This is a genomic window from Kitasatospora sp. NBC_01266 (assembly GCF_036242395.1).
Classification (GTDB): Bacteria; Actinomycetota; Actinomycetes; order Streptomycetales; family Streptomycetaceae; genus Kitasatospora.
Window position 1 is genome coordinate 7,976,072 of record NZ_CP108458.1, and the last position, 19,832, is coordinate 7,995,903.

17 protein-coding genes are annotated in these 19,832 nt (G+C 73.9%); all 17 read left to right on the forward strand.

Going from position 1 to position 19,832, the window contains the following annotated elements; genetic code table 11:
- Positions 1 to 152: 152 nt before the first annotated feature.
- The 17 genes from OG403_RS34110 to OG403_RS34190 all read left to right on the forward strand — a co-directional run bounded on the left by OG403_RS34110 (position 153) and on the right by OG403_RS34190 (position 19,808).
- The gene (locus OG403_RS34110) at positions 153 to 1,109 is read left to right on the forward strand and encodes an NAD(P)-dependent oxidoreductase (protein ID WP_329571309.1); all 957 of its coding nucleotides are present in this window, start codon (positions 153 to 155) and stop codon (positions 1,107 to 1,109) included.
- 102 nt (positions 1,110 to 1,211) lie between these two features.
- Complete coding sequence (locus tag OG403_RS34115; protein ID WP_329571310.1) at positions 1,212 to 2,072, forward strand: TauD/TfdA family dioxygenase; 861 nt, start codon at positions 1,212 to 1,214, stop codon at positions 2,070 to 2,072.
- Positions 2,073 to 2,079: 7 nt separating this feature from the next.
- A complete protein-coding gene (locus OG403_RS34120) occupies positions 2,080 to 3,171 on the forward strand; it encodes a GDSL-type esterase/lipase family protein (protein WP_329571312.1) in 1,092 nt (363 codons plus the stop codon).
- A 204-nt stretch (positions 3,172 to 3,375) separates the two neighbouring features.
- Positions 3,376 to 4,425, forward strand: a complete 1,050-nt coding sequence (gene truD, locus OG403_RS34125; RefSeq protein WP_329571314.1) for a tRNA pseudouridine(13) synthase TruD — start codon at positions 3,376 to 3,378, stop codon at positions 4,423 to 4,425.
- Positions 4,422 to 5,813: a hypothetical protein gene (locus tag OG403_RS34130; protein WP_329571317.1), complete on the forward strand. Its 1,392-nt coding sequence runs from the start codon at positions 4,422 to 4,424 to the stop codon at positions 5,811 to 5,813. The genes truD and OG403_RS34130 overlap by 4 nt, the downstream gene beginning before the upstream one ends.
- 11 nt (positions 5,814 to 5,824) lie before the next feature.
- Positions 5,825 to 7,312: a B12-binding domain-containing radical SAM protein gene (locus tag OG403_RS34135; RefSeq protein ID WP_329571319.1), complete on the forward strand. Its 1,488-nt coding sequence runs from the start codon at positions 5,825 to 5,827 to the stop codon at positions 7,310 to 7,312.
- Positions 7,309 to 8,427: a pyridoxal phosphate-dependent aminotransferase gene (locus tag OG403_RS34140; RefSeq protein WP_329571321.1), complete on the forward strand. Its 1,119-nt coding sequence runs from the start codon at positions 7,309 to 7,311 to the stop codon at positions 8,425 to 8,427. Before OG403_RS34135 ends, OG403_RS34140 begins: the two co-directional genes overlap by 4 nt.
- On the forward strand, positions 8,424 to 9,233 hold the full coding sequence (locus tag OG403_RS34145) for a tyrosine-protein phosphatase (protein WP_329571323.1): 810 nt from the start codon (positions 8,424 to 8,426) through the stop codon (positions 9,231 to 9,233). The genes OG403_RS34140 and OG403_RS34145 overlap by 4 nt, the downstream gene beginning before the upstream one ends.
- Before the next feature lie 2 nt (positions 9,234 to 9,235).
- The gene (locus OG403_RS34150; RefSeq protein WP_329571325.1) at positions 9,236 to 9,883 is read left to right on the forward strand and encodes a 2OG-Fe(II) oxygenase; all 648 of its coding nucleotides are present in this window, start codon (positions 9,236 to 9,238) and stop codon (positions 9,881 to 9,883) included.
- A gap of 94 nt (positions 9,884 to 9,977) precedes the next feature.
- Positions 9,978 to 11,063 carry a bis-aminopropyl spermidine synthase family protein gene (locus OG403_RS34155; RefSeq protein WP_329571327.1) on the forward strand — a complete coding sequence of 362 codons (1,086 nt, stop codon included), beginning with the start codon at positions 9,978 to 9,980 and terminating at the stop codon, positions 11,061 to 11,063.
- A 119-nt stretch (positions 11,064 to 11,182) separates the two neighbouring features.
- A complete protein-coding gene (locus OG403_RS34160) occupies positions 11,183 to 13,714 on the forward strand; it encodes a lantibiotic dehydratase (RefSeq protein WP_329571329.1) in 2,532 nt (843 codons plus the stop codon).
- The gene (locus OG403_RS34165) at positions 13,711 to 14,988 is read left to right on the forward strand and encodes an ATP-grasp domain-containing protein (protein ID WP_329571331.1); all 1,278 of its coding nucleotides are present in this window, start codon (positions 13,711 to 13,713) and stop codon (positions 14,986 to 14,988) included. The genes OG403_RS34160 and OG403_RS34165 overlap by 4 nt, the downstream gene beginning before the upstream one ends.
- Positions 14,989 to 15,040: 52 nt before the next feature.
- Positions 15,041 to 15,772, forward strand: coding sequence for a 2OG-Fe dioxygenase family protein (locus OG403_RS34170; protein WP_329571333.1), 732 nt, complete (start codon positions 15,041 to 15,043; stop codon positions 15,770 to 15,772).
- A 46-nt stretch (positions 15,773 to 15,818) separates the two neighbouring features.
- Positions 15,819 to 16,586, forward strand: a complete 768-nt coding sequence (locus tag OG403_RS34175; protein ID WP_329571335.1) for an SDR family NAD(P)-dependent oxidoreductase — start codon at positions 15,819 to 15,821, stop codon at positions 16,584 to 16,586.
- Positions 16,586 to 17,269, forward strand: coding sequence for a GNAT family N-acetyltransferase (locus OG403_RS34180; protein WP_329571337.1), 684 nt, complete (start codon positions 16,586 to 16,588; stop codon positions 17,267 to 17,269). The genes OG403_RS34175 and OG403_RS34180 overlap by 1 nt, the downstream gene beginning before the upstream one ends.
- A gap of 31 nt (positions 17,270 to 17,300) precedes the next feature.
- On the forward strand, positions 17,301 to 19,007 hold the full coding sequence (locus tag OG403_RS34185; RefSeq protein WP_329571339.1) for a carbamoyltransferase N-terminal domain-containing protein: 1,707 nt from the start codon (positions 17,301 to 17,303) through the stop codon (positions 19,005 to 19,007).
- A 39-nt stretch (positions 19,008 to 19,046) separates the two neighbouring features.
- On the forward strand, positions 19,047 to 19,808 hold the full coding sequence (locus tag OG403_RS34190) for an amino acid kinase family protein (protein ID WP_329571341.1): 762 nt from the start codon (positions 19,047 to 19,049) through the stop codon (positions 19,806 to 19,808).
- Positions 19,809 to 19,832 lie beyond the last annotated feature (24 nt).

The window sequence follows — 19,832 nt, forward strand, 5'->3', positions numbered from 1 at the left end:
GGACAGTTCTTCCTGCCCCGAAGGGCAACGTCCCAGCTGGTCGGGTCCGCACCCGGCCGAACAGTCGGACGGTCCGGAATTTTCCTTTCCGGAATACCCGGCCAGGCTTAGAGTGCAGTGATGCATCAGGGACGACGAACAGGCGGCCGGTTATGACCGTGGTTCAGGTGCTGCGGCACCGCGGTGTTGCGGATGGTCTGTCGCTGCCACCCGATCTGGCCGCCGCGGTGGAGATTATCGATATTCCGCCGGACGGCCCGTTGCCGCCGGGCCTGTCCGCACCTGTCCTCTTCACCGGGGCGTGGCGCGGCGGGATGCCCAATCTCTACCGGACGGTGGAGCAGGGTGGTGTGCGATGGGTTCATCTCTACGGTGCGGGGGTCGAGGAGCTCGACCTGCGGCGGCTCTGCGCCGGCGGCCGGCTGGTCACCAACTCGGCGGGCGCCGGGGCGGTGCCCATCGCGGAGTGGACCATGGCGACGCTGCTGGCCTTCGAGAAGCAGCTCCCCGAGACCTGGCTGCGCGACGCGCCGGCGAACTGGTACGAGCGCAAGCCGCTGGGCACCCTGTCCGGGCGCCGGCTCGCGGTCCTCGGACTCGGGCACATCGGGACGGCGCTCGCCCAGCGAGCCGTCCCCTTCGGGGTCAGGGTCCGCGGGCTGCGCCGCCGGGCTGGCGGGCCGGCCGTGCCGGGGGTCGAGCTGGTCGACTCACTGCCCGAGCTGCTGGCACAGGCCGAGCACGTGGTGCTCACCGCGCCGCTCACCTCGGCCACCCGCGGTGTCATCGACGCGAAGGCGTTCGAACTGATGACGCCGGGTGTGCACCTGGTCAACGTGGCGCGCGGCGGCCTGATCGACCACGACGCGCTGCGCGAAGCGCTCGACACCGGCGTGGTGGCCCGGGCGTCCATCGACGTGCCGGATCCGGAGCCGCCGCCGGCCGGCCACTGGCTCTACGCCCATCCCAAGGTCCGCCTGACCCCGCACCTGTCGTACGCGTGGCCGGGGTCCCGGGCGGCCCACGCCGAGATCTTCGTCGACAACCTGCGCAGATACCTGCGCGGCCGTGAGCCGGTGAACCGGGTCGACCCGGACGCCGGCTACTGAGGCCCGGACACCGGCTACCGAGGCCCGGACGCCGGCCACTGAAAACCCGGACACCGGCTACTGAGACCCGGACATCGCATCCGCTCGGAGAGGAGCAGTGGCATGACCTGGCCCACTCGCATCGGGATGCCCGGCGGCATCCGCACGGCGCTCGACGAGAGCGCCGCCCGCTGGTCCGTGGACCAGCTGGCGCGGCCCGAGGTACAGCGGCGCGCGCTCGAGGACGCCGGCCGGAACGTCGCGGGCCTGCGGGACCTGCTGGGGGAGGTCACCGAGACCGTGCACCGCAGCGGCGCCGTGCTCGTCGCGGGGTTCCCGCACGGCTCCAGCGCCCTGGTGGTCTTCGCCGCCGCGCTCGGCGAGGTGAACGCGACGTACAACGGCCCGGCCCCGGGCCGGCTGGTCCACGACCTGGTCGCGGCCGCCGGAGCGGACTACCAGAAGGCCGATCCGCCGCACAACGACTCGGTCTTCATCGAGCGGCCGCACGCCTTCATCGGTCTGCTCTGCATCCGGCCCAGCGGGCGCCAGGACGGGCTGACCGAGCTGATCCGGGCCGCCGACGTGGTGGACGCGCTGCGCGAACGCGGCGCCGACCTCGAGGCGCTCCAGGACCCGTGCTTCCCGTTCGCCGAGCCCGAGCCCAAGGACCCGAGCGCTGGTCCGCCGGCCGTGCACCTGCGCCCGGTGCTGAGCGGGGAGGGCACGGGGGCCACCGTGCTGTGGCGGCCGACCCGGGTGCGGGCCGGTCTGCGGCTGCGCCCTGACGCCCTGGACGCGCGCCACCGCGCGGCGCTGGCGGCCTTCGAGGCGGTGCTGACCGAGCCCGGGCTGGCCACCCGCGTCCTGCTGGGCGCGAGCGACCTGCTGCTGCTGGACAACCGCCGTGCGCTGCACGGCCGTACGCCGGTGGCGCCCGGCGGGAACGACCGGCACCTCAAGCGGGTCAAGGTCCATGCCTGAGGGGTCCATGCCTGAGGGGTCCGGCCCCGGCCCGGCCCCCCGGGCCGCCGGGCGGATCCCCGCGGCCTCCGCGCTGCTGCGGTTCCGGGGCGCGGTCTCGCTGGAGCGGTACGACGACTGGGTGGCCCCCTGGCGCATCCCGCACCGGGAGCGCGACCTCTACCTGCCCGAACGCGGGACCGAGCGGGGCGCCTTCACCGCCGGGGTCCGGCTCACCCTGCGGACCGACAGCAGCTGGCTGAGCTGCCGCTACCGCTCCCACCCGCCGCCCGACATGGGTGAGCCCAAGGAGGTCGCGCGGGTCGACGTCTGCTGCGACGGTCGGCTGGTCGCCACCGTCGAGCTGGCGACCGACGGCGCCGAGAGCTCCTTCCGGGTCGCCGGACTGCCGGCCGGCTCGAAACGGGTTGAGTTGTGGCTGCCCTGCTACAACCGCTTCGAACTGCGCGAGCTCGAGGTGGCGCCGGACGCCGAGGTGACCGCCGACGACCAGGTGTCGCCCCGGTGGGTCCACTACGGCAGCTCGATCTCCAACGGGCGCGGCGCCACCTCGCCGGGCCGGGCGTGGCACGCCCTGCTCGCCCGGTCCGCGGGCCTGGATCTGACCTCGGTCGGCCTGGGCGGCGTCTGCCACCTGCAGCCGGCGTTCGCGCGGCTGATCCGCGACACCCCGGCCGACCTGCTGACCTGCTGCATCGGGATCAACGTCTGCAAGTACGGGACGCACAACGCGCGCAGCTTCTCCGACGCCCTGATCGGCTTCCTGCAGATCGTCCGCGAAGGGCACCCGGGCACGCCGCTGGTGGTGACCTCCGCCATCCACTCCCCGCGCTGGGAGGACGCTCCGGGAGCCGCCGGGCTGACCCTGCCGGAATACCGCGAGTTCACCCGGCGCGCGGTGGCGGCCCTGCGCCGGCACGGCGACCGCGACCTGCACTACGTCGACGGACTCCAGCTGTTCGGTCCGGCCGACGAACACCTGATGCTCGAACCCCCGGGGAGTGCCCCGCTGCACCTGGGACCACGGGGTCACGTGCTCTTCGCGAGCCGGCTGCGCCGTGCCCTGCGGGAACTCGCGGTTCCCGCCCTGACCTCCTGACATCCCGATCTTCCGGATAACTGCCCTTTCAGGCACTTTTCGCCAACATCGGGGGCAGGATCGGAGAAATGCCGTTCTGCTTTTCTCCAGAGCGTTCTAGATTCACTGCGCCGCCGTTCGGCGGCGGTCGGAAAGGCCGATCGGTCGGCCTGCTGCGGGCACGATATCGAAAGTTTCAGGCCAAGCTGCGGTGAGGATGACTGGATGCCAATTCTCAAGAGCATTATCTCCGATTTTCGGGTGTCCGAGTCGATGGCCGTCGCGGTGTCGGACCCGGGCCCGGACACGTATCACTACCTGCGGCTCCACAAGTCCGGCCGCACGACATTCGAGGCCGTCGACGCGGTCGCCGAGGTCTGCGGGATAGCGCGGGCGGACATCGGATACGCCGGGCTGAAGGACGAGGACGGGGTCACCGACCAGTTCCTCACCGTCGCGGGCCAGGTGCCGGCCGACCGGATCGAGGCCTTCAACACGGCCCACGGCCACGGGTCCGCCCCGGGGTCCTCGGTGATGCGGCTGCGCCACCACGGCCACGGGGAGCACCCGTTGCACCCCGGCGAGCTCGACGGCAACAGCTTCCGGGTGGTGGCCCGCGGGCTGACCCGGGAGCAGGCCGAGCGGCTCGGCGCCTGCCGCGGCCGGCAGACCTTCCACTTCGTCAACTACTACGACACCCAGCGGTTCGGCGTACCGGACGGCCCCAAGCAGACCCATCTGCTCGGGCGGGCCCTGCTGGCGGGGGACTACCCGCGGGCGCTGGAGCTGCTGCGGGACTCCGGCTCCCCGGAGGGCCGGCTCTGCGCGGACTTCGAGGGCGAGCCCGAGGCGTTCTTCGCGGGCCTGGACCAGCGCCGGATCGCCTTCTACCTCTCCTCGCACGCCTCCGACGAGTGGAACGCCCAGGTGCGCGCGCTGGTCGCGGGGAGCGCCGCCGGTGACCTGGTCGAGGAGGTGCGCGACGGCATCCCGTACGTCTTCGTCCGGCGCCCGGGCGCCGCGCTGGAGGTGCTGCGCCGGGGTGCGGCACTGCGCTGCCGCAGCTACCGGTGGCGGGACGGCGCGATGGTGGAGTCCGAGTCGGCCCGCCCGCCCGTGGTGCAGACCCAGCTGCGGGTCGGCGAGGTCGGACCGGACGAGCTGGCGGCGGGCGCCGAGGCCTGGCGCTGCACGCTGTCGTTCTTCCTGCCCAGCGGCGCCTACGCGACCACCGCGATCACCCAGTTCTTCCACGCCCTGCCGGAGCCGGTGTGAGTACCGGGACGCGGGACCTGGCGGGGACCGCCGCCGAACTCGCGGCCGGCGCCGACCTGTTGATCGAGGGCGGCGACCGGCTGCACGGCGAGGTGCGGGTCGCCGGCTTCAAGCACGCCCTGGTCACCGTGGTGGCGGCGGCCGTGGTGGGCCGTGCCCCGCTGACCGTCGCCAACTGCCCGGAGATCGAGGAGACCCGGGTCCTGGGCGAGCTGCTGCGGCGCGCCGGCGGCCGGGCCGACTACCAGGACGGCAGCTTCACGCTGGACCTGGCCGGGCTGCGCGACCTGCCGCTCGACCCCGAACTGGTCCGCCGCATCCACGGCGCGGCCTATCTGCTGCCCGGGCTGCTGGCCCGCTTCGGCCGGGTGCACCTGCCCGCCTCCGGCGGCTGCCGGATCGGCGACAGCCCGTCCGGCAGCCGCCCGGTCCAGCAGTACGCCGACGTCCTGGCCCGGTTCGGCGCCCGCGTCCAGCTGGCCGAGGACGGCGCGTTGACGGTCCGCGCCGACAAGCTGGTGGGCTGCGAGATCGACCTGCGGGACTTCATGGCGGACCCGGTGCTGCTCAGCGGCCCGCTCTACTCGGGGGCCACCAAGACGGCGATCCTGGCGGCCGCCGCGGCGCACGGGACCACCCGGTTGCGCCACCCCTACCCCAAGCCCGATGTCACCGAGCTGGTCCAGGTGCTGCAGGCCATGGGCTGGTCGATCACCCGGCCGAGCGCGACCGAGCTGGTGATCGAGGGGCGCCCCGACCGCGGTGACGCCAGGCCCGTCGAACACACCCTGGTCAGCGACCTGATCGAGGTCGTCACCTGGGCCACGGCCGCTGTCGTCACCGGCGGCGAGATCCGGTTGACCGGTCTGACCAGCGCCTCGCTGGCGGCCGGACTGGCACCGGAGATCAAGGTCGGCCGCCGCCTCGGTCTGCGCTGGGAGGCGGACGGCGCGGACGCGGTCGTCCTCCACCCCGACCCGCCCACCCGCCCGGTGGACGTCACGGTGGCCTCCCACGGCATCTACAGCGACAGCCAGCCCTTCCTGATGCTGCTGGCCACCCTCGCGCCGGGCGTCTCCCGGATCCGGGAGACCGTCTGGCAGGGCAGGTTCGCCCACCTGCCGGAGTTCAACCGCCTCGGCACCCGCATCGACCTGCGGGGCAGCGAGGCGCGGATCACCGGTGGACACCCGCCCGTGCGGCCCGCCGACCCGCTGCGGGCCGTCGACCTGCGCGGCGCTGCCGCACTGCTGCTGGCCGCGCTGCGCCCGGCCGGCCAGACCCGGCTGACCGGGGTCCACCACCTCGCCCGCGGCTACCAGGACCTCGTGGGCGACCTGCGACGCCTGGGCGCGCGGATCGAGACCGACCACCAGCCCCACTCGTGACAAGGACAGCCATGCCCGACGAACAGGGAACCGAGCAGCACGTCACGCGTACCCCCGGCCCCCCGCGCGTCCTGGTCATCTGGCCGCCCCAGGTGCTCAGTTACTTCAACGCCGGCCACCACCTGGCGCTCTACCAGGTCGCCGGACACCTCCGCGCCAAGCTGCCGGACGCCGAGGTGCGCGTCTGCGACGCCACCGTGCAGCGGCTGACCTGGAAGGACATCGGCGACGACCTGTACCAGCGGCAGTACGACGTGATCGCCGTGATGAACGACCTCGACGGCATCGACGGGCTGCGCCGCTTCCTGACCTACGCCAAGGAGCTCAGCCCCGGCTCGCGCACCGTCACCTTCGGGCGGCTCAGCGGGATGAACCCCGGGTTCTTCCAGCAGTACGACCTGGACGCCATCGTCCACCGCGGCGACTTCGAGCCCGGCGTCCACGCGGCGGTCACCGCCTTCCTCGACGGCGACGGCGAAGGCGACCGTGAAGGCGACCGTGACGGCACTGGCGACGGCAATGGCGACGGTGGCCGGGCCGGTTCGCTGCCCGGCGTGCACCGGCGCCTGGCCGGGCGCTGGATCGAGACCGACCGGCCCGGCCTCTTCCTCGAACCCGAGGAGTGGGTGCTGCCCGGCCCCGACGAGATCCCGTACGACCGCTACGACGAGACCTACGGGAACGACGCCAACAAGTTCTGCGGCATCCCCAAGCGCCGCGAACTCGTCGTGCCGGCCGCCCGCGGCTGCCCGATCGGCTGCTCCTACTGCGAGGTCCACCCGATCTTCGGCAAGCGCGAACGGCGCCTGTCGGTCGACCGGGTCCTGCGGTACATCGAGGACTCCTTCGCCGAATCCCCCTTCGAGTACGTGGCGTTCTACGCGCCCACCTTCACGCTGGACCGCCCGTGGGTCATGGAACTCTGCGAGCGCCTGATCGCCCAGGGCTCCCGCTACCCGTGGAAGTGCGCCACCACCATGCACCACCTGGACGCCGAACTGGTCCGGCAGATGGGCCGGTCCGGCTGCGTGCGGGTCAGTGTCGGCCTGGAGACCCTGGAACCCGCCGGCCGCGGCGCCCTGCCACGGGCCAAGCACCAGGACGAGACCGACCTGGACGAGCTCTCCGGCTGGTGCGCGGCGGCCGGCGTGGAGCTGAACTGCTTCGTCATCGCCGGCCTGCCGGGCACCTCGGTGGCCGGCGCCCAGCAGACCATCGCCACCGTGCACAGCCTCGGCGGACGGGCCCGCCCCACCGTCTACTGCCCCACCGAGAAGATGCGGCCCGATCTGACGGAGAGCCAGATGGCTGGCTACAACCGGCAGTTGTTCGTCCCGGGCTCGCACGACCTGACGCCCGGGGAACTGCACGACGCCTACGGCCTGGTCTTCGGCCACCAGCCCGACCAGACCACCGTCTTCCGCCGGATCCCGCAGCACGAGCCGTCCAGCCCCCGCGTCGACACCGCGCCGCGGCCGAGCACATCGGAGCCCTCATGAACCGCGACACCGCCCGGGCGGAGCACCAGCCGGACGCCCCGTTCGCCCGGCCCGGCGGCGGCCTGTTCCGCAGCACCCGGGTCCGCCGGCCCGGCGAGGTCAACCTGAAGAGCTGCGGCCTGCTGCACCCGCGCGCCGCCGCCTTCCACGCCGCGACCCTGGGCCGGATCGACCCGGTCGAGATCCTCACCTACCCGGTCTACGACGACACCTACGCGCTGGTCGCCGACCACCTCCAGGTCAGCACCGACACCCTGGTGCTCACCCCGGGCTCCGACCCCGGCCTCGGCATGCTGCTGCGGGCCTTCCCCGAGGCCCGCCGGATCGTCATCCACACGCCCAACTTCGGCGGTTGGACGAAGTTCGCCCGGATCGCCGACCGGACCCTGGACCCGGTGGGCCCCGACCCCGCCACGGGCCTGTTCCGCCCCGCCGACCTGCTGGACCGGCTGCGCCAGGGGCCGCCCGCCTTCGTCGTGGTCACCCTGCCGCACAGCTACACCGGCCAGCTCCACGAGGCCGCGGAACTCCGGGCGCTGGCCGACGGCGTGGGGGAGCACGGCAGCCTGCTGGTCCTGGACACCGCCTACCTGGCCTTCACCGAGGGCGGCGAGGAGCTGGTGCGCGGCCTGGTCGGCCTGCCGCACGTGGCGCGGGTCAACAGCTTCTCCAAGAGCCACGGCCTGTCCGGGGCCCGGGTCGCCGCTCTCGCCCTGCACCCCGACCAGGCCGACCGGCTGTTCGACCTCGACCCGGAGGCGCCGGTCTCCGGGGTCTCGCTGGCGCTGCTGCGCGCCGCGCTGGGCGCGCCCGAGCTGTTCACCGAGGTCCAGGCCGAGGTGCGCCGGTTGCGCGACGTCTTCGGGACGCTCGTCGAGCAGGCCCTGCCCGGCTGGCGGGCCCGCCCCAGCGGCGGCAACTTCGTCACCTTCGACGTCCCGGAGCCGGCCCTGGCCGCGAGCGCCTTCGCCTTCCTGCACAAGCACGGCTACGTCACCCGCGACCTCTCGGAACTGCCCGGACTGCCGGCCGCGCTGCGCATCGCGGTCAGCGACGAGGAGACCGTGCACCGGGTCACCGCGCTGCTGGCCGAGTGGCGACGGGAGCAGGGGTGAGCCGCACGCCGCGGGCCGACGGCCCGGCGGCGCCGGTCCGCGGGACCCGGGTGATCCGGGTCCCGGGGCTGCCCAACGTCCGGGACACCGGCGGGCTGCCCGGGCCCGGCGGCCTGCGGCTGGGCCGGCGGCTGCTGCTGCGCGGCCCGGCGCCGGACACCGGGACGGTCGCGGCGCTCAGCGGGCTGGGCGTGCGCACCGTGGTGGACCTGCGCCGCCCCGCCGAGGGCGGCGACCCGGACGCCTTGGCGCTGCTGGACGCCCGCGTCCTGCGCCGCCCGCTGCACGCGGACCTGACCGGCATCCGGGGCGTCGCCCGTCCCCAGCCGGGCGCCTACCTCGCGCACTACCGCCGGCTGCTGCCGCAGGCGGCGCCGGTGGCCGCCGAGGTGCTCGACCTGCTCGCCGAGCCCGCCGCCGCACCGGTGTACGTCTGCTGCAGTTTCGGCAAGGACCGGACCGGCCTGGTCTGCGCGCTGGTGCTGCGCACCCTGCGGGTCGCCCTGGCGGACGTCGCGGCCGACTACGCGCTCACCGGCCGCGCCTACCGGGCCCTCGGGCCGCGGGACCCGCGGCCCGCGCCGGTGGCGGCCTACCCGCCGGCGGACCTGGCGGCCAGGACCGTGTCACCGGCGCGCACCATGCGCCGGCTGCTGACCGACGTCGAACGGGAGCACCACGACCTCCGCCGCTACCTGGAACTGAACGGACTGCGCCGCTCGGCGTGGCGAGGGGCGATGCGCCGGGCCTACCGGTGCGGGGCCGATCCCCTCGACGCGCCCGGCGCACCCCGGAAGGGACGATGACCATGACCGTGCTCGACCTCGCCGCTCTCGAGGCGGCCGAGCTGCACACCGACCCGTATCCGCACGCCGTCGTCGAGCACTCCTTCGGCAGCGACGCGCTGGCCCGTGGCCTGCGCGAGGAGTTCGCCGCGGCCGGCTTCGTGCGCAACGAGCGCCAGTACGCCGAGGCCGGCGGCAAGCGCTACCTGATGTACAACCGCTATGTCGTCAAGGACGGCAAGCCGGTGCCGGAGAGCCTGGCCAGCCTCTCCGAGACCTGGCAGCAGCTGATCACGGAGATCCTCGGCGACCCCTACCGCGCCGCCCTCGGCGCGCTCACCGGCGTAGACCTGGACGGGTGCGCGCTGGAGGCCAGGCTCGACCGCTACACCCAGGGCTGCTGGATCGAGCCGCACACCGACCGCCCCGACAAGGTCGTCACCCAGCTCTTCTACTTCAACGAGCCCTGGCGGGAGGAGTGGCAGGGCGAGTTCCGGGTGCTGCGCGGACCCGACCTCGACGACTGCGCCCGCAAGGTGCTGCCGCGCCTGGGGACGTCCGTGGTGATGCGTCGCTCCGACCGCTCCTGGCACGGCGTGCCGCCGATCGTGGAGGGGACCGGGCAGGACCGGCTCTCCCTGCTGGTCCACTTCGTCCGCGACGCCGGCTGACCCGCCCCACCCGCTGCTCCACCCCCACCCCCACCCCTGCCCCCACCCCTGCCCCTGCCCCCACCCCCACCCCTGACCTGCTGACGGAGGACCCGTGCCCGCTCTGAACACCGATCCCCCCGCCGTGACCACCGGCACCGACACCGACGCCGCCACCGCCACCGCCACCGCCGTCACCGACGCCGCCACCGCCACCGCCGTCGAGCCGTCGGGAGTCGCCGCCGCCGACGTCGACACCCTGGTCGACGTCCTGCGCGGCTACGGACCGGCCCGGATCCCGGATCTGCTGCGCCGCTGCCAACTGGCCGACTGGCGCCTGCTGCCCGCCCTCGGCGCCGCCCTGGAGAGCGGACGGATCCTGCGCGTCGAGGACCGCTACCACGTCCCCGAGGCCCCCGAGCCGACGCCCGCCCAGCTGGCCACCGCGCTCTTCAACCCGCACGCCCGCTTCGACCTGGACCCCGCGCCGCGGTGGCTCGAGCGCCTGCACGAGATCGCCGCCGGGCGTCCCGGCGAGCACCTGGACTGGCACCAGCGGCACGTCACGCTGCGCTCCTCGCTGCTGCGCCCGCTCTACCTGCACTACCGCGGCGACGCGCTGGACCGGGACGTCACCTTCATCGGCGACTCCGACCTCACCAGCATCGCGCTGCACCTGGTGGGCGGCTTCCGCAGCATCACCGTGCTGGAGGCCGACCTGACGGTGGTCGACTTCCTGCGCAAGACCTTCGCCGAGCTCGGCGCGAAGAACGTCACGATCCGCGAGTTCGACGCCCGGGTCGCGCTGCCCGAGGACCTGCGGGAGACCGCCGACATCGTGATGTGCGACCCCTCGCGCCGCCTCTACCGTCCGTTCTTCGCCCGCGCCACCGAACTGCTCAGGCCGGCCGGGGCGTTCTACACCTTCGTCAACCCGAGCCACTCCGAGGACACCGGGCAGTTCATCTACCAGCGCGACGTGATCGCCGAGGGCTGGATCCTCACCGACTCCGTCCCGGTGATCAACGAGTACGTGTTCCGGCCCGGGCGGCTGCCGGCCCAGGACGAGGCCCACTACCCGTTCCCGGAGCCCGCCGACGACGCCATCTCCTTCACCGAGGCGCTGGTGCGCTTCGTCCGCGGCCCCGGCCGGGCGGCCGAGGAGCATGTGCGGCGAACCGTCCACGACCGTCAGGACTGACCGGCACCACCCGCGCGAGCAGAGAGAGGCAGACAGGAATGGAACCACTGCTACCCGACGGCCCGGCACGGTCGGGACCGGGAACGGCAGCCCCGCCGGAGCCCCGCACCGCCGTCGCCGTGGCGGACCCCGGCGCCCCCGCGCCGTCGGTGCGCTGGCAGGCCGCGCCCGTCGTGGTGCTCCGCCAGGCGGGCTTCCCCCTCTCTCTGCTCGCACCGCTGCTGGCCGGTGACCTGGCCCTGGCAGCAAGGGAAGTGACGGAGCGTCAGAGCAGTCTCGGCGAGCAGGCGGCGCGGCTGCGCGAGGCGCTGAGCGGTACCCGGCTGCCCGGCCGGGACGGTGTCCGCAACCGGCTCACCGGCCTGCGCGAACTCACCGAGCAGGACCTCGAGTTGCTGGCCTCGCTCGGTGCCGCCACCGGCCGCGACGGTGCGGCCTACCAGCGGGCCGTGCGCGACCTGGCGCTGCACACGATGGAGTACCGCGCGGCCCACCAGGAGCGCCTGGCCGCCCATCGGCGCGTGGTGGCCGACCTGTTCGCCCGGGACGCGGACCTGCGCCAGGTGCTGCTGGTCGCCAACAGCGCCAAGTACGAGCAGTTCGCCGGCTGGCTCGACGCCGGCGTCGGCACCTTGGACAAGCGCGCCCGGATGCGGACGGACCTGCTGACCATGTACGCGCAGCGGGTCGCCGCCAAGTGCGAGACGCACGCGCACTTCGGACCGCTGACCGTCGGCCGCCTGGCGGACGGGGCGGGCGTCGGCTGGTCCGGCGGTCACCCGCGCGACGCCCGATCCTGGCTCAACCACTGGTCGGTCTCCCGGCTGGCCGAACTCGCCGCAGCCCAGCCGCAGTTGCGCCCGCTGATCCGCCCCCGCCGGCACCCGTGGGCCTTCCCGCAGCCGGACGGCCGGATCGAGCTGTGGCAGGCCGGCGCGATGCGCGAGATCGAGCTGTCCGAGCCGGACGCCTGGTTGTGGCAGCGCTGCGACGGCGACCGCACCATCGGCGAACTGCGGGCCGCCTGGCGCGCGCAGTGGCCCACCGACCAGGACCCGGTCGGCTGCTGCGAGGCCGCGCTGGCCCGGCTGACCGAAGCCGGCTGCCTGCTCACCGAGTTCGAGGTCCCGGCCGGCGACCGCGCGCCACTGGCCGCCCTGCTGCACCAACTGGCCGGCGCCCCCGCGGGGGAGGCCGCCGACCTGTGGGAGCGGATCGCCGACCTGGGCCGGGGCATCCGCCGCTTCGCCGCCGTCACCGACACCGCCGAGCGCGCCGAGGCACTGAGCTCGGTACGGCACGGCTTCGAGGAGCTCACCCAGTCCTCCGCCGACCGGCTGAACGGCCAGTACTACGCCGACCGCACCATCTTCCGCGCCCATGTCCTGAGCGGCATACGCGAGCTGACGGTCGGTCGGAACATCGCCGACTTCCTCACCGGTGAGTTTGCCGACGTCTACGCCTTCGCCCTGGCCGGGCCGCGCCGCCGGGTCACCGAGGAGACCGGGATCCTCGCCGACTGGCTGCGCCGCCGCTTCGGCGCCGACGTCGCGGTCCCACTGGACCGCCTCTACCGCGCCTTCGCCGAGGACCAGGACCAACTGGCCGCCGCCTGCGCCCAGGTGGACCGGCGGATCGCCGCGCTGGACGCGCAGCTGCTGCGCGACCTGCTCGCGGACGGCGACCCGGGCGCCCACGAGGTCGTCGTCCCGCCCGAGCGGATGCGGCAGTTGCTGCGCGGGCTGCCGACCGCCCCCGCCGCGCTGCTCAACCCCGACGTGCAGTTCGCCGCCGCCGGCCCGCAGGCGATGGCCAACGGCGACTTCCTGGCGGTGACGGGCGACTTCCACGCCGTGCGCGAACTGCTCACCCAGACCCCGTACGCCGGACTCATCGAGGAGTGCGCGCCCGAGGTGGTCCCGGCGGTGCACGAGGGCCTGCTGAGCCTGCTCGACGAGGACGAGATCCTGGTCGACCTGACCCGCAACCAGCGGGCCGTCCGGCTGCTGCTGCCCTGCCTGGACCTGGAGGTCCGGGACCGCTCGCCCAAGCCGCCCGGGCAAGTGCTCCAACCCGCCGACCTCTACGTGGTGTTGCGCGACGGGCGCCCGGAACTGCGCGCCCTGGGCCGGTCCGGACGGCTGCGGCTGACCTCCCCGCCCGCCAGCGCGCTCAGCCTCGCCGAGGACCCGCTGGTCCCGTTCTCCTTCCCGCGCCGGTCCGGCGGGACCATGCTCGCCGCGGACGGGATCGACCACCTCCCGCGGATCCGCAGCGGGCGCGCGGTGCTGATGCGCGAGCTGTGGCGGATCCCCGCGCGGCGCTGGCACGGGGCCGCGAGCGCCCCCGACCCGGCGCTCGAATACGTCACCGCGCAGGCCCTGCGCGCCGAGTACCAGCTGCCGCGGCACGTCTTCGCCCGGGTGCCCGGCCAGCCCAAGCCGATCTACGTCGACTGGGACGCTCCGCTGCTGGTGCGCCAACTGTTCCGGCTGGCCCGGCAGGTGACCGAACCGGTCACCGTCACCGAGATGCTGCCCGCCCCCGGACAGGAATGGCTGCGCGAGGCGGGCGAGGGCTACGTGGGCGAGCTCCGCTGCGCGGTCTTCGGCCCCCGGCCGGACGCCCGCCCGGGAAGGGAGGGCCAGTGACCGACCGCGGCGCCAGCAGGTTCCTGCTGCTCAATTCCAAGGAGATCGTCCACCGGCTGCCCCAGTGGTTCCCGGACGCCCGCGACGAACTCGTCGTGGTGACCACCCGCGAGGCGCTGGACGCCTCCCCGCTGCCCGACCCCGCGAGCCACTTCCGCCATCTGCAGGTCATGGAGGACTTCGACGACCCCCGCACGGAGCACGAACTGGCCGACCTCTGCCGCCGGTTCGGCGTCGAGCGGGTGCTCTCCACCGGCGAGCGGGGCGTGCTGCGCGCGGCCCGGCTGCGCCACCGCTTCGGCCTGCCCGGCCAGGACCTGGCGACCGCCACCGCCTTCCGCGACAAGTTCGTGATGAAGTCGCGGCTCGCCGAGGCCGGGATCGAGGTGGCGCCGATGCGCCTGGTCGACAGCGCCGCCGAGCTGCGCGACTTCGCCGCCGAGGTCGGCTTCCCCGTGGTGGTCAAGCCGCTGGACCGGGGCGGTTCGGCCGGGCTGCGGGTGCTGGACGGGCCAGTGGAGCTGGCGGAGTTCCTGCGGGACTGGGACCCGGGCCGCCCCCGTGCGCCCCGGCTCGCCGAGGCCTGGATCGACGGCGACTTCTACCAGGTGAACGGCCTGATGGCAGAGGGCCGGATCGTCTTCGGCCAGCCCTGCCTGAACCCCTACTCGGACTGGTTCTCGGTCCAGTTCGACGCCCCCGGCATGAGCGCCATGCTGCCCGGCGGACACCCGCTGACGGACCGGCTGCACGCGAACGCGGCCCGGGTCCTCGCCGCGCTGCCCCCGGTGCCCGGTGTCTGCGCCTTCCAGACCGAGTTCTTCCACACGCCCGACGACCGGCTGGTGCTCTGCGAGGCGGCCTGCCGGGCCGGCGGGTCCGCGATGGTGGACACCCACGAGGCCGTGTACGGCGTCAACCTGCACGGTGCCAGCCTGCTGGGCCAGGCCGGCCGCGGCACGGCCCGCACCGACTACCCCCCGCTCGGGCCGCTCCAGGGGTACGCCCGGTTCCCGCCCGCCCGGGGCGTGCTGCGCGCCATCCCGGGGGAGTGCCCGCTGCCCGGCGCCCTCAGCTACACGGCCAGCGGGGAGGTCGGCCGCCGCTACCAGGGGGCCCGCAGTCTCGGTCCCAGCATCGCCCTGCTGACCTTCACCCTCTCGGGGCCCGACGTCAGGGCCGAGCTGCGTGAGGTCGAGGAGTGGTGGGAGCGGAACACCCACTGGGAGGACCGCACCAACGCGCTCTCCCGGGCCCGGCAGCTGAACAGCTGACGCTACGTCAGAACAGGTCGACACCACGTCGGAACCGTCACGAAGAGGAATCATGCGCGTCCAGAACGACACCATCCTGTCCACCGCGGTGGACGTCACCGGCGACATCGAGCGCCAGGGCTTCTCGCTGATCCCGGGCGCGGACCTGCTGGTCCCGCCGGCCGCCCGGGACTCGCTCCAGCAGCTCGCGGACTCCTTCCACGACCTCCCGCTGGACCCGTACATGCCCGACGGCAGCCGGTACCGCTACCGCCGCTACACCTGCTACACCTACGAACGCGACAGCGGCAGCCTGACCGTCACCGAGAACGGCGGCTACTTCCAGACGGTCGAGAACAACCCCTTCGCCGGCGGCGCCCCGCGCAAGTACGAGGAAGTCGACGAGTCGCTGCGGTACAGCCCGTTCCTGGCCGGCCTGATCGCCTTCGGGGTCGACCAGCTGCCGCCGAAGGACGTGAACCGCTGGCTGGTCCAGCTGCACACCGTGCGGATCGTGGCCCGCGAGGGCGAGTTGGGCCGCCCGACCCCCGAGGGCGTGCACCGCGACGGCTACACCTTCATCAGCCTGCACATGGTGACCCGGCACAACGTCACCGGCGGCGGAACCCAGGTGTGCGACGAGACCGGGGCGCCGATCACCAGCAAGGTGTTCACCGACCGGCTCGACTCCCTCTACGGCGAGGACGCGCGGATCCGGCACGGCGTGGAGCCGGTCGCCCTGGCGGACCCGCGGGCGGGCAACGGCTACCGCGACATGCTCCTGATGAGTTACGACCCGCAGTAGGCGCCCGATACCGCCCGGCAGCACGTCAACGTAGAGAGGTGAGGCAATGACCCAGGACGATCGCGGTTCCGTCGTCGTGACCGGGGCTTCGTCGGGGTTCGGCTTCCGGACCGCCCAACTCCTGGCCGAGCAGGGGCATCCGGTGATAGCCGTGGCGCGCCGGCCCGACCGGCTCGACGAGTTGGCCGACAGCGCCACCGGCGCCCGGGTCGTCCCGGTGGTCGCCGATGTGCGCAACCCCGACGAGCTGAAGCGGGCCTTCGAGAAGATCCCGCAGGAGTACGCGGACATCCGCGCCCTGGTGAACAACGCCGGCCTGTCCAAGGGCTTCGGGCCGCTCCAGGACGGCGACCCGCGGCTCTGGCAGGAGATGATCGACACCAACGTCACCGGTGTGCTCAACCTGATCGGCCTGCTGCTGCCCGGGCTGGTGCGGCGCGGCGCCGGGCACATCGTCAACGTCGGCTCCATCGCGGCCCACTACCCCTACCTGGGCGGCAACGTCTACGCCGCCACCAAGGCCTTCGTGCACCAGCTGAGCCTGAACATGCGCGCCGACCTGGCGGGCACCGGGGTCCGGGTCAGCTGCGTCGCCCCCGGCATGGCCAGGACCGAGTTCGCCCTGGTGCGCTACGAGCAGGACGCGGCACGCGCGGATCAGCTGTACGACGGGATCACCCCGCTGGGCGCCGACGACGTCGCGCAGGCGGTGGCCTGGTGCCTGTCCCGTCCACCGCACGTGAACGTCAACCTGATCGAGATCATGCCCACCGATCAGCCCTTCGGGCTCGGCCTCGCGCGGACCCGTCCCTGATGCGCCTGCCCGTGCCGATGCCCAGCGCGAACCCGCCGGCCTCATCGCCGCCCTGGCCACCCCCCGAGGAGGCCGGCCCGCACCGGTCCGGCCGGGCGCAGCCCGAGGACATCCGGCTGCGCCCGGCCCGGGCGGCGGACGCGGCGGCCATCGTGGCACTCTCCGCCCCGTTCGCCGCCGACGACCTGCTGATCGCCCGGACCCCCGCGCAGATCGCCGCCGCCATCGACGAGTTCCAGCTGGCGGTGGCCGGCGAGACCGTCCTGGGCTGCGTCGGGATGGCCGTGCGGGACACCGGACTGCTGGTCTTCAACCTCTGCGTCAGCGCGGCGGCGCAGGGCGCGGGCATCGGCGGGCGCCTGGTCGAGGGCGCCGCCCGGATCGCTCCCGGTCTCGGCTGCCGCGACCTGTTCGCGGTCTCCCGGCACAGCGGCGCCTGGTTCCTCCAGCGCGGGTTCAGCGCCGTGCGGCGCGCCCGGATTCCCGTCGCGCTGCTCCCCGCCCTGCACCCGGGCCGGGGTTCGACGGTCTACCGCCGCGCACTCGAGCCGGCGCCGGGGAGCGCACCGGGGGCCCGCCGGCCGGCCGCCCGGCCTCCCCCGCAAGCGCGCACCGATCCCCCCGTCCGCCCGCGCCACCTCGGCAGCGCCGCCGCCAGGACCCGCGGCGCGCCCCGCCGTTGACCGTTCGCCTGCTCAGAAACGGAATGGATACATGATCATCTGTGGGCTCAAGCTCACCCACGACGGTGCCGTGGCGCTGATCGACGACGACCGCCTCGTCTTCAGCGTCGAGATGGAGAAGATCGGGAACGCCCCGCGTTACAGCGCGGTCCCCGACCTCGGTGTGGTCCCCGGGCTGCTCGCCTCGTTCGGCTACCAGCTGGCGGACGTCGACCAGTGGGTGATCGACGGCTGGGACGGCGACAAGGGCGGCCACGTCGAGACCTCGGACCAGGGCCGGGCCGTCGAGCTGGCCGTCGGCCCCTACCGGGAGTCCGAGGCCTTCCCCGAGCTGGCCCGCCCCGGCTTCGCCGGCGACTTCACCATCGACGGCCGGCCCCTGACGTACACCAGCTACTCGCACGCGGCCGGCCATGTGATGAGCACCTACTGCTCCAGCCCCTTCGCCGAACGCGGCGAGCCCTCCTTCGTCCTGATCTGGGACGGCGGCATGTTCCCGATGCTCTACTGGTGCGACCCGGCAGCGGGCGTGAGCAACCTGGGACCGCTCTTCCCGCTCATCGGGCACACCTACGCCACCGCCGCCCACCACTTCGGCCCGTTCCGCCGGGCCACCCAGTCCGCCAACGTGGACGACCTCTCGGTGGCCGGGAAGCTGATGGCCTACATCGCGCTGGGCCGGGTGCGCGAGTCGGTCGTCGCCGTGCTGCGCGCGACCTTCGAGGAGCTCTTCGAGAGCGACGCCGAGCCGGCGGTCACCTACCGCCGCGAGGTGCGCGGCTACGGCAGCCTCTTCGAGCCGTCCATGCCGCCGCTGCACCGCTTCTTCCGGACCGCGCGGGAGCGTTTGGAGCCGACCGGCGTCAGCGACGAGGACGTGCTGGCCAGCGTCCACCAGTTCCTCCAGGAGCTGCTGGCGGAGCGCGTGACGGAGCGGATGGCGGAGCGGAACGGCGAGGGCTCCTGGAACCTCTCCTTCGCCGGCGGCTGCGCGCTCAACATCAAGTGGAACAGCGCCCTGCGCGCGCTGCCGAACGTCCGGGCCATGTGGGTCCCGCCGTTCCCCAACGACTCGGGTTCCGCCATCGGCGCCGCCGCGCTGGGCATGGTCCGGCACACCGGTCCGCGCGCGCTCTCCTGGCACGCCCGGCTGGGCCCGGCGCTGCTGCCCGCCACCGACCTGCCGGCCGGCTGGACCTCGACGCCGTGCGGCCCCGAGGAGTTGGCCGAGGTGCTGCACCGGACCGGTGAGCCGGTGGTCGTGCTGGACGGACGGGCCGAACTCGGCCCGCGCGCCCTGGGCGGCCGCAGCATCCTCGCCGCACCGACGTCGGCCGCGATGAAGGACCTGCTCAACGAGATCAAGGACCGGGCCTCCTACCGTCCGGTCGCGCCCATCTGCCTGGTCGAGGAGGCCCCGCAGATCTTCGACCCGGGCACCCCGGACCCGTACATGCTCTTCGACCACGCGGTCCGGCCGCAGTGGCTGGACCGGATACCCGCCGTCGTCCACCTGGACGGCACGGCCCGGCTGCAGACCGTCGCCGCCGCCGACGACGCCTTCCTGGCACAGGTGTTGACGGCCTACCACCGGCTGAGCGGCATCCCGGTGCTCTGCAACACCAGCGCCAACCTCAACGGCTCCGGGTTCTTCCCCGACGTGGCGTCGGCGATGGCGTGGGGCCGGATCGACCGGATCTGGAGCGAGGGCGTCCTCCACCAGCGCGTCGCGGGCTGAACGGGCGAGCGCGGACCACGGAAGGGAGTTGACGGCACGGTGGTGATCGACACGGGAGAGCCGGAGCTGCGGACGCGGTCCACCGCCGCCCAGGTGTCAGCGCTGGTCGAGGCGCTGCCCGCGCTGGCCCGGCTGCACGGCCGCTGCCTGGTGGTGGCGCTCGGCGGCCGCGCCGCCGTGGACGCGCCGTTGCAGCAGGCCTTCGCCCAGGACGTCGCCCTGCTGCGCTACCTCGGCGTCCGCGTGGTGGTCGTGCACGGCGGCGACCCGCAGGTCGCCGCCCACCTCGACCGGCTCGGCGGCGCCCGGCCGCCCGCCGGTGAGCTCACCGGGGTGGTCCGGATGGTCCTGACCGGGCAGGTGCAGCGCGAGCTCGTCCGGTCGATCAACGCCTACGGTCCGTTCGCGGTCGGCCTGACCGGGGAGGACGCGCACACCATGACGGCGGTGGAGCGGCCCGCCCCGGCCTCGCCGGCCCCGGCGTCCGAGACCCCGGCCTCGCCGGCCGGTCTCGGCCTCGCCGGCGACATCGTGGACGTCGACCCGGGGATCCTGCGGACCATGCTCGACGACGGCCGCGTCCCCGTCGTCTCCGCGCTGGCCCGCGGTGCGGACGGGGCGGTGTACACCGTCGCCACCCAGGCCGCGGCCGGCGCTCTCGCCGCGGCGCTCCCGGCCGACCTGCTGGTGCTGATGGCCGGCCCCGGGCGGCCGGGAGCGGTCGGTGAGCGCACCCGGCCGATCACGGGCGACGTGCCCCACGCCCTGCTCACGCACCTGCTCGCCGACGGCGAGAACTGAGTACCCACACCCGAGGAGAACCCC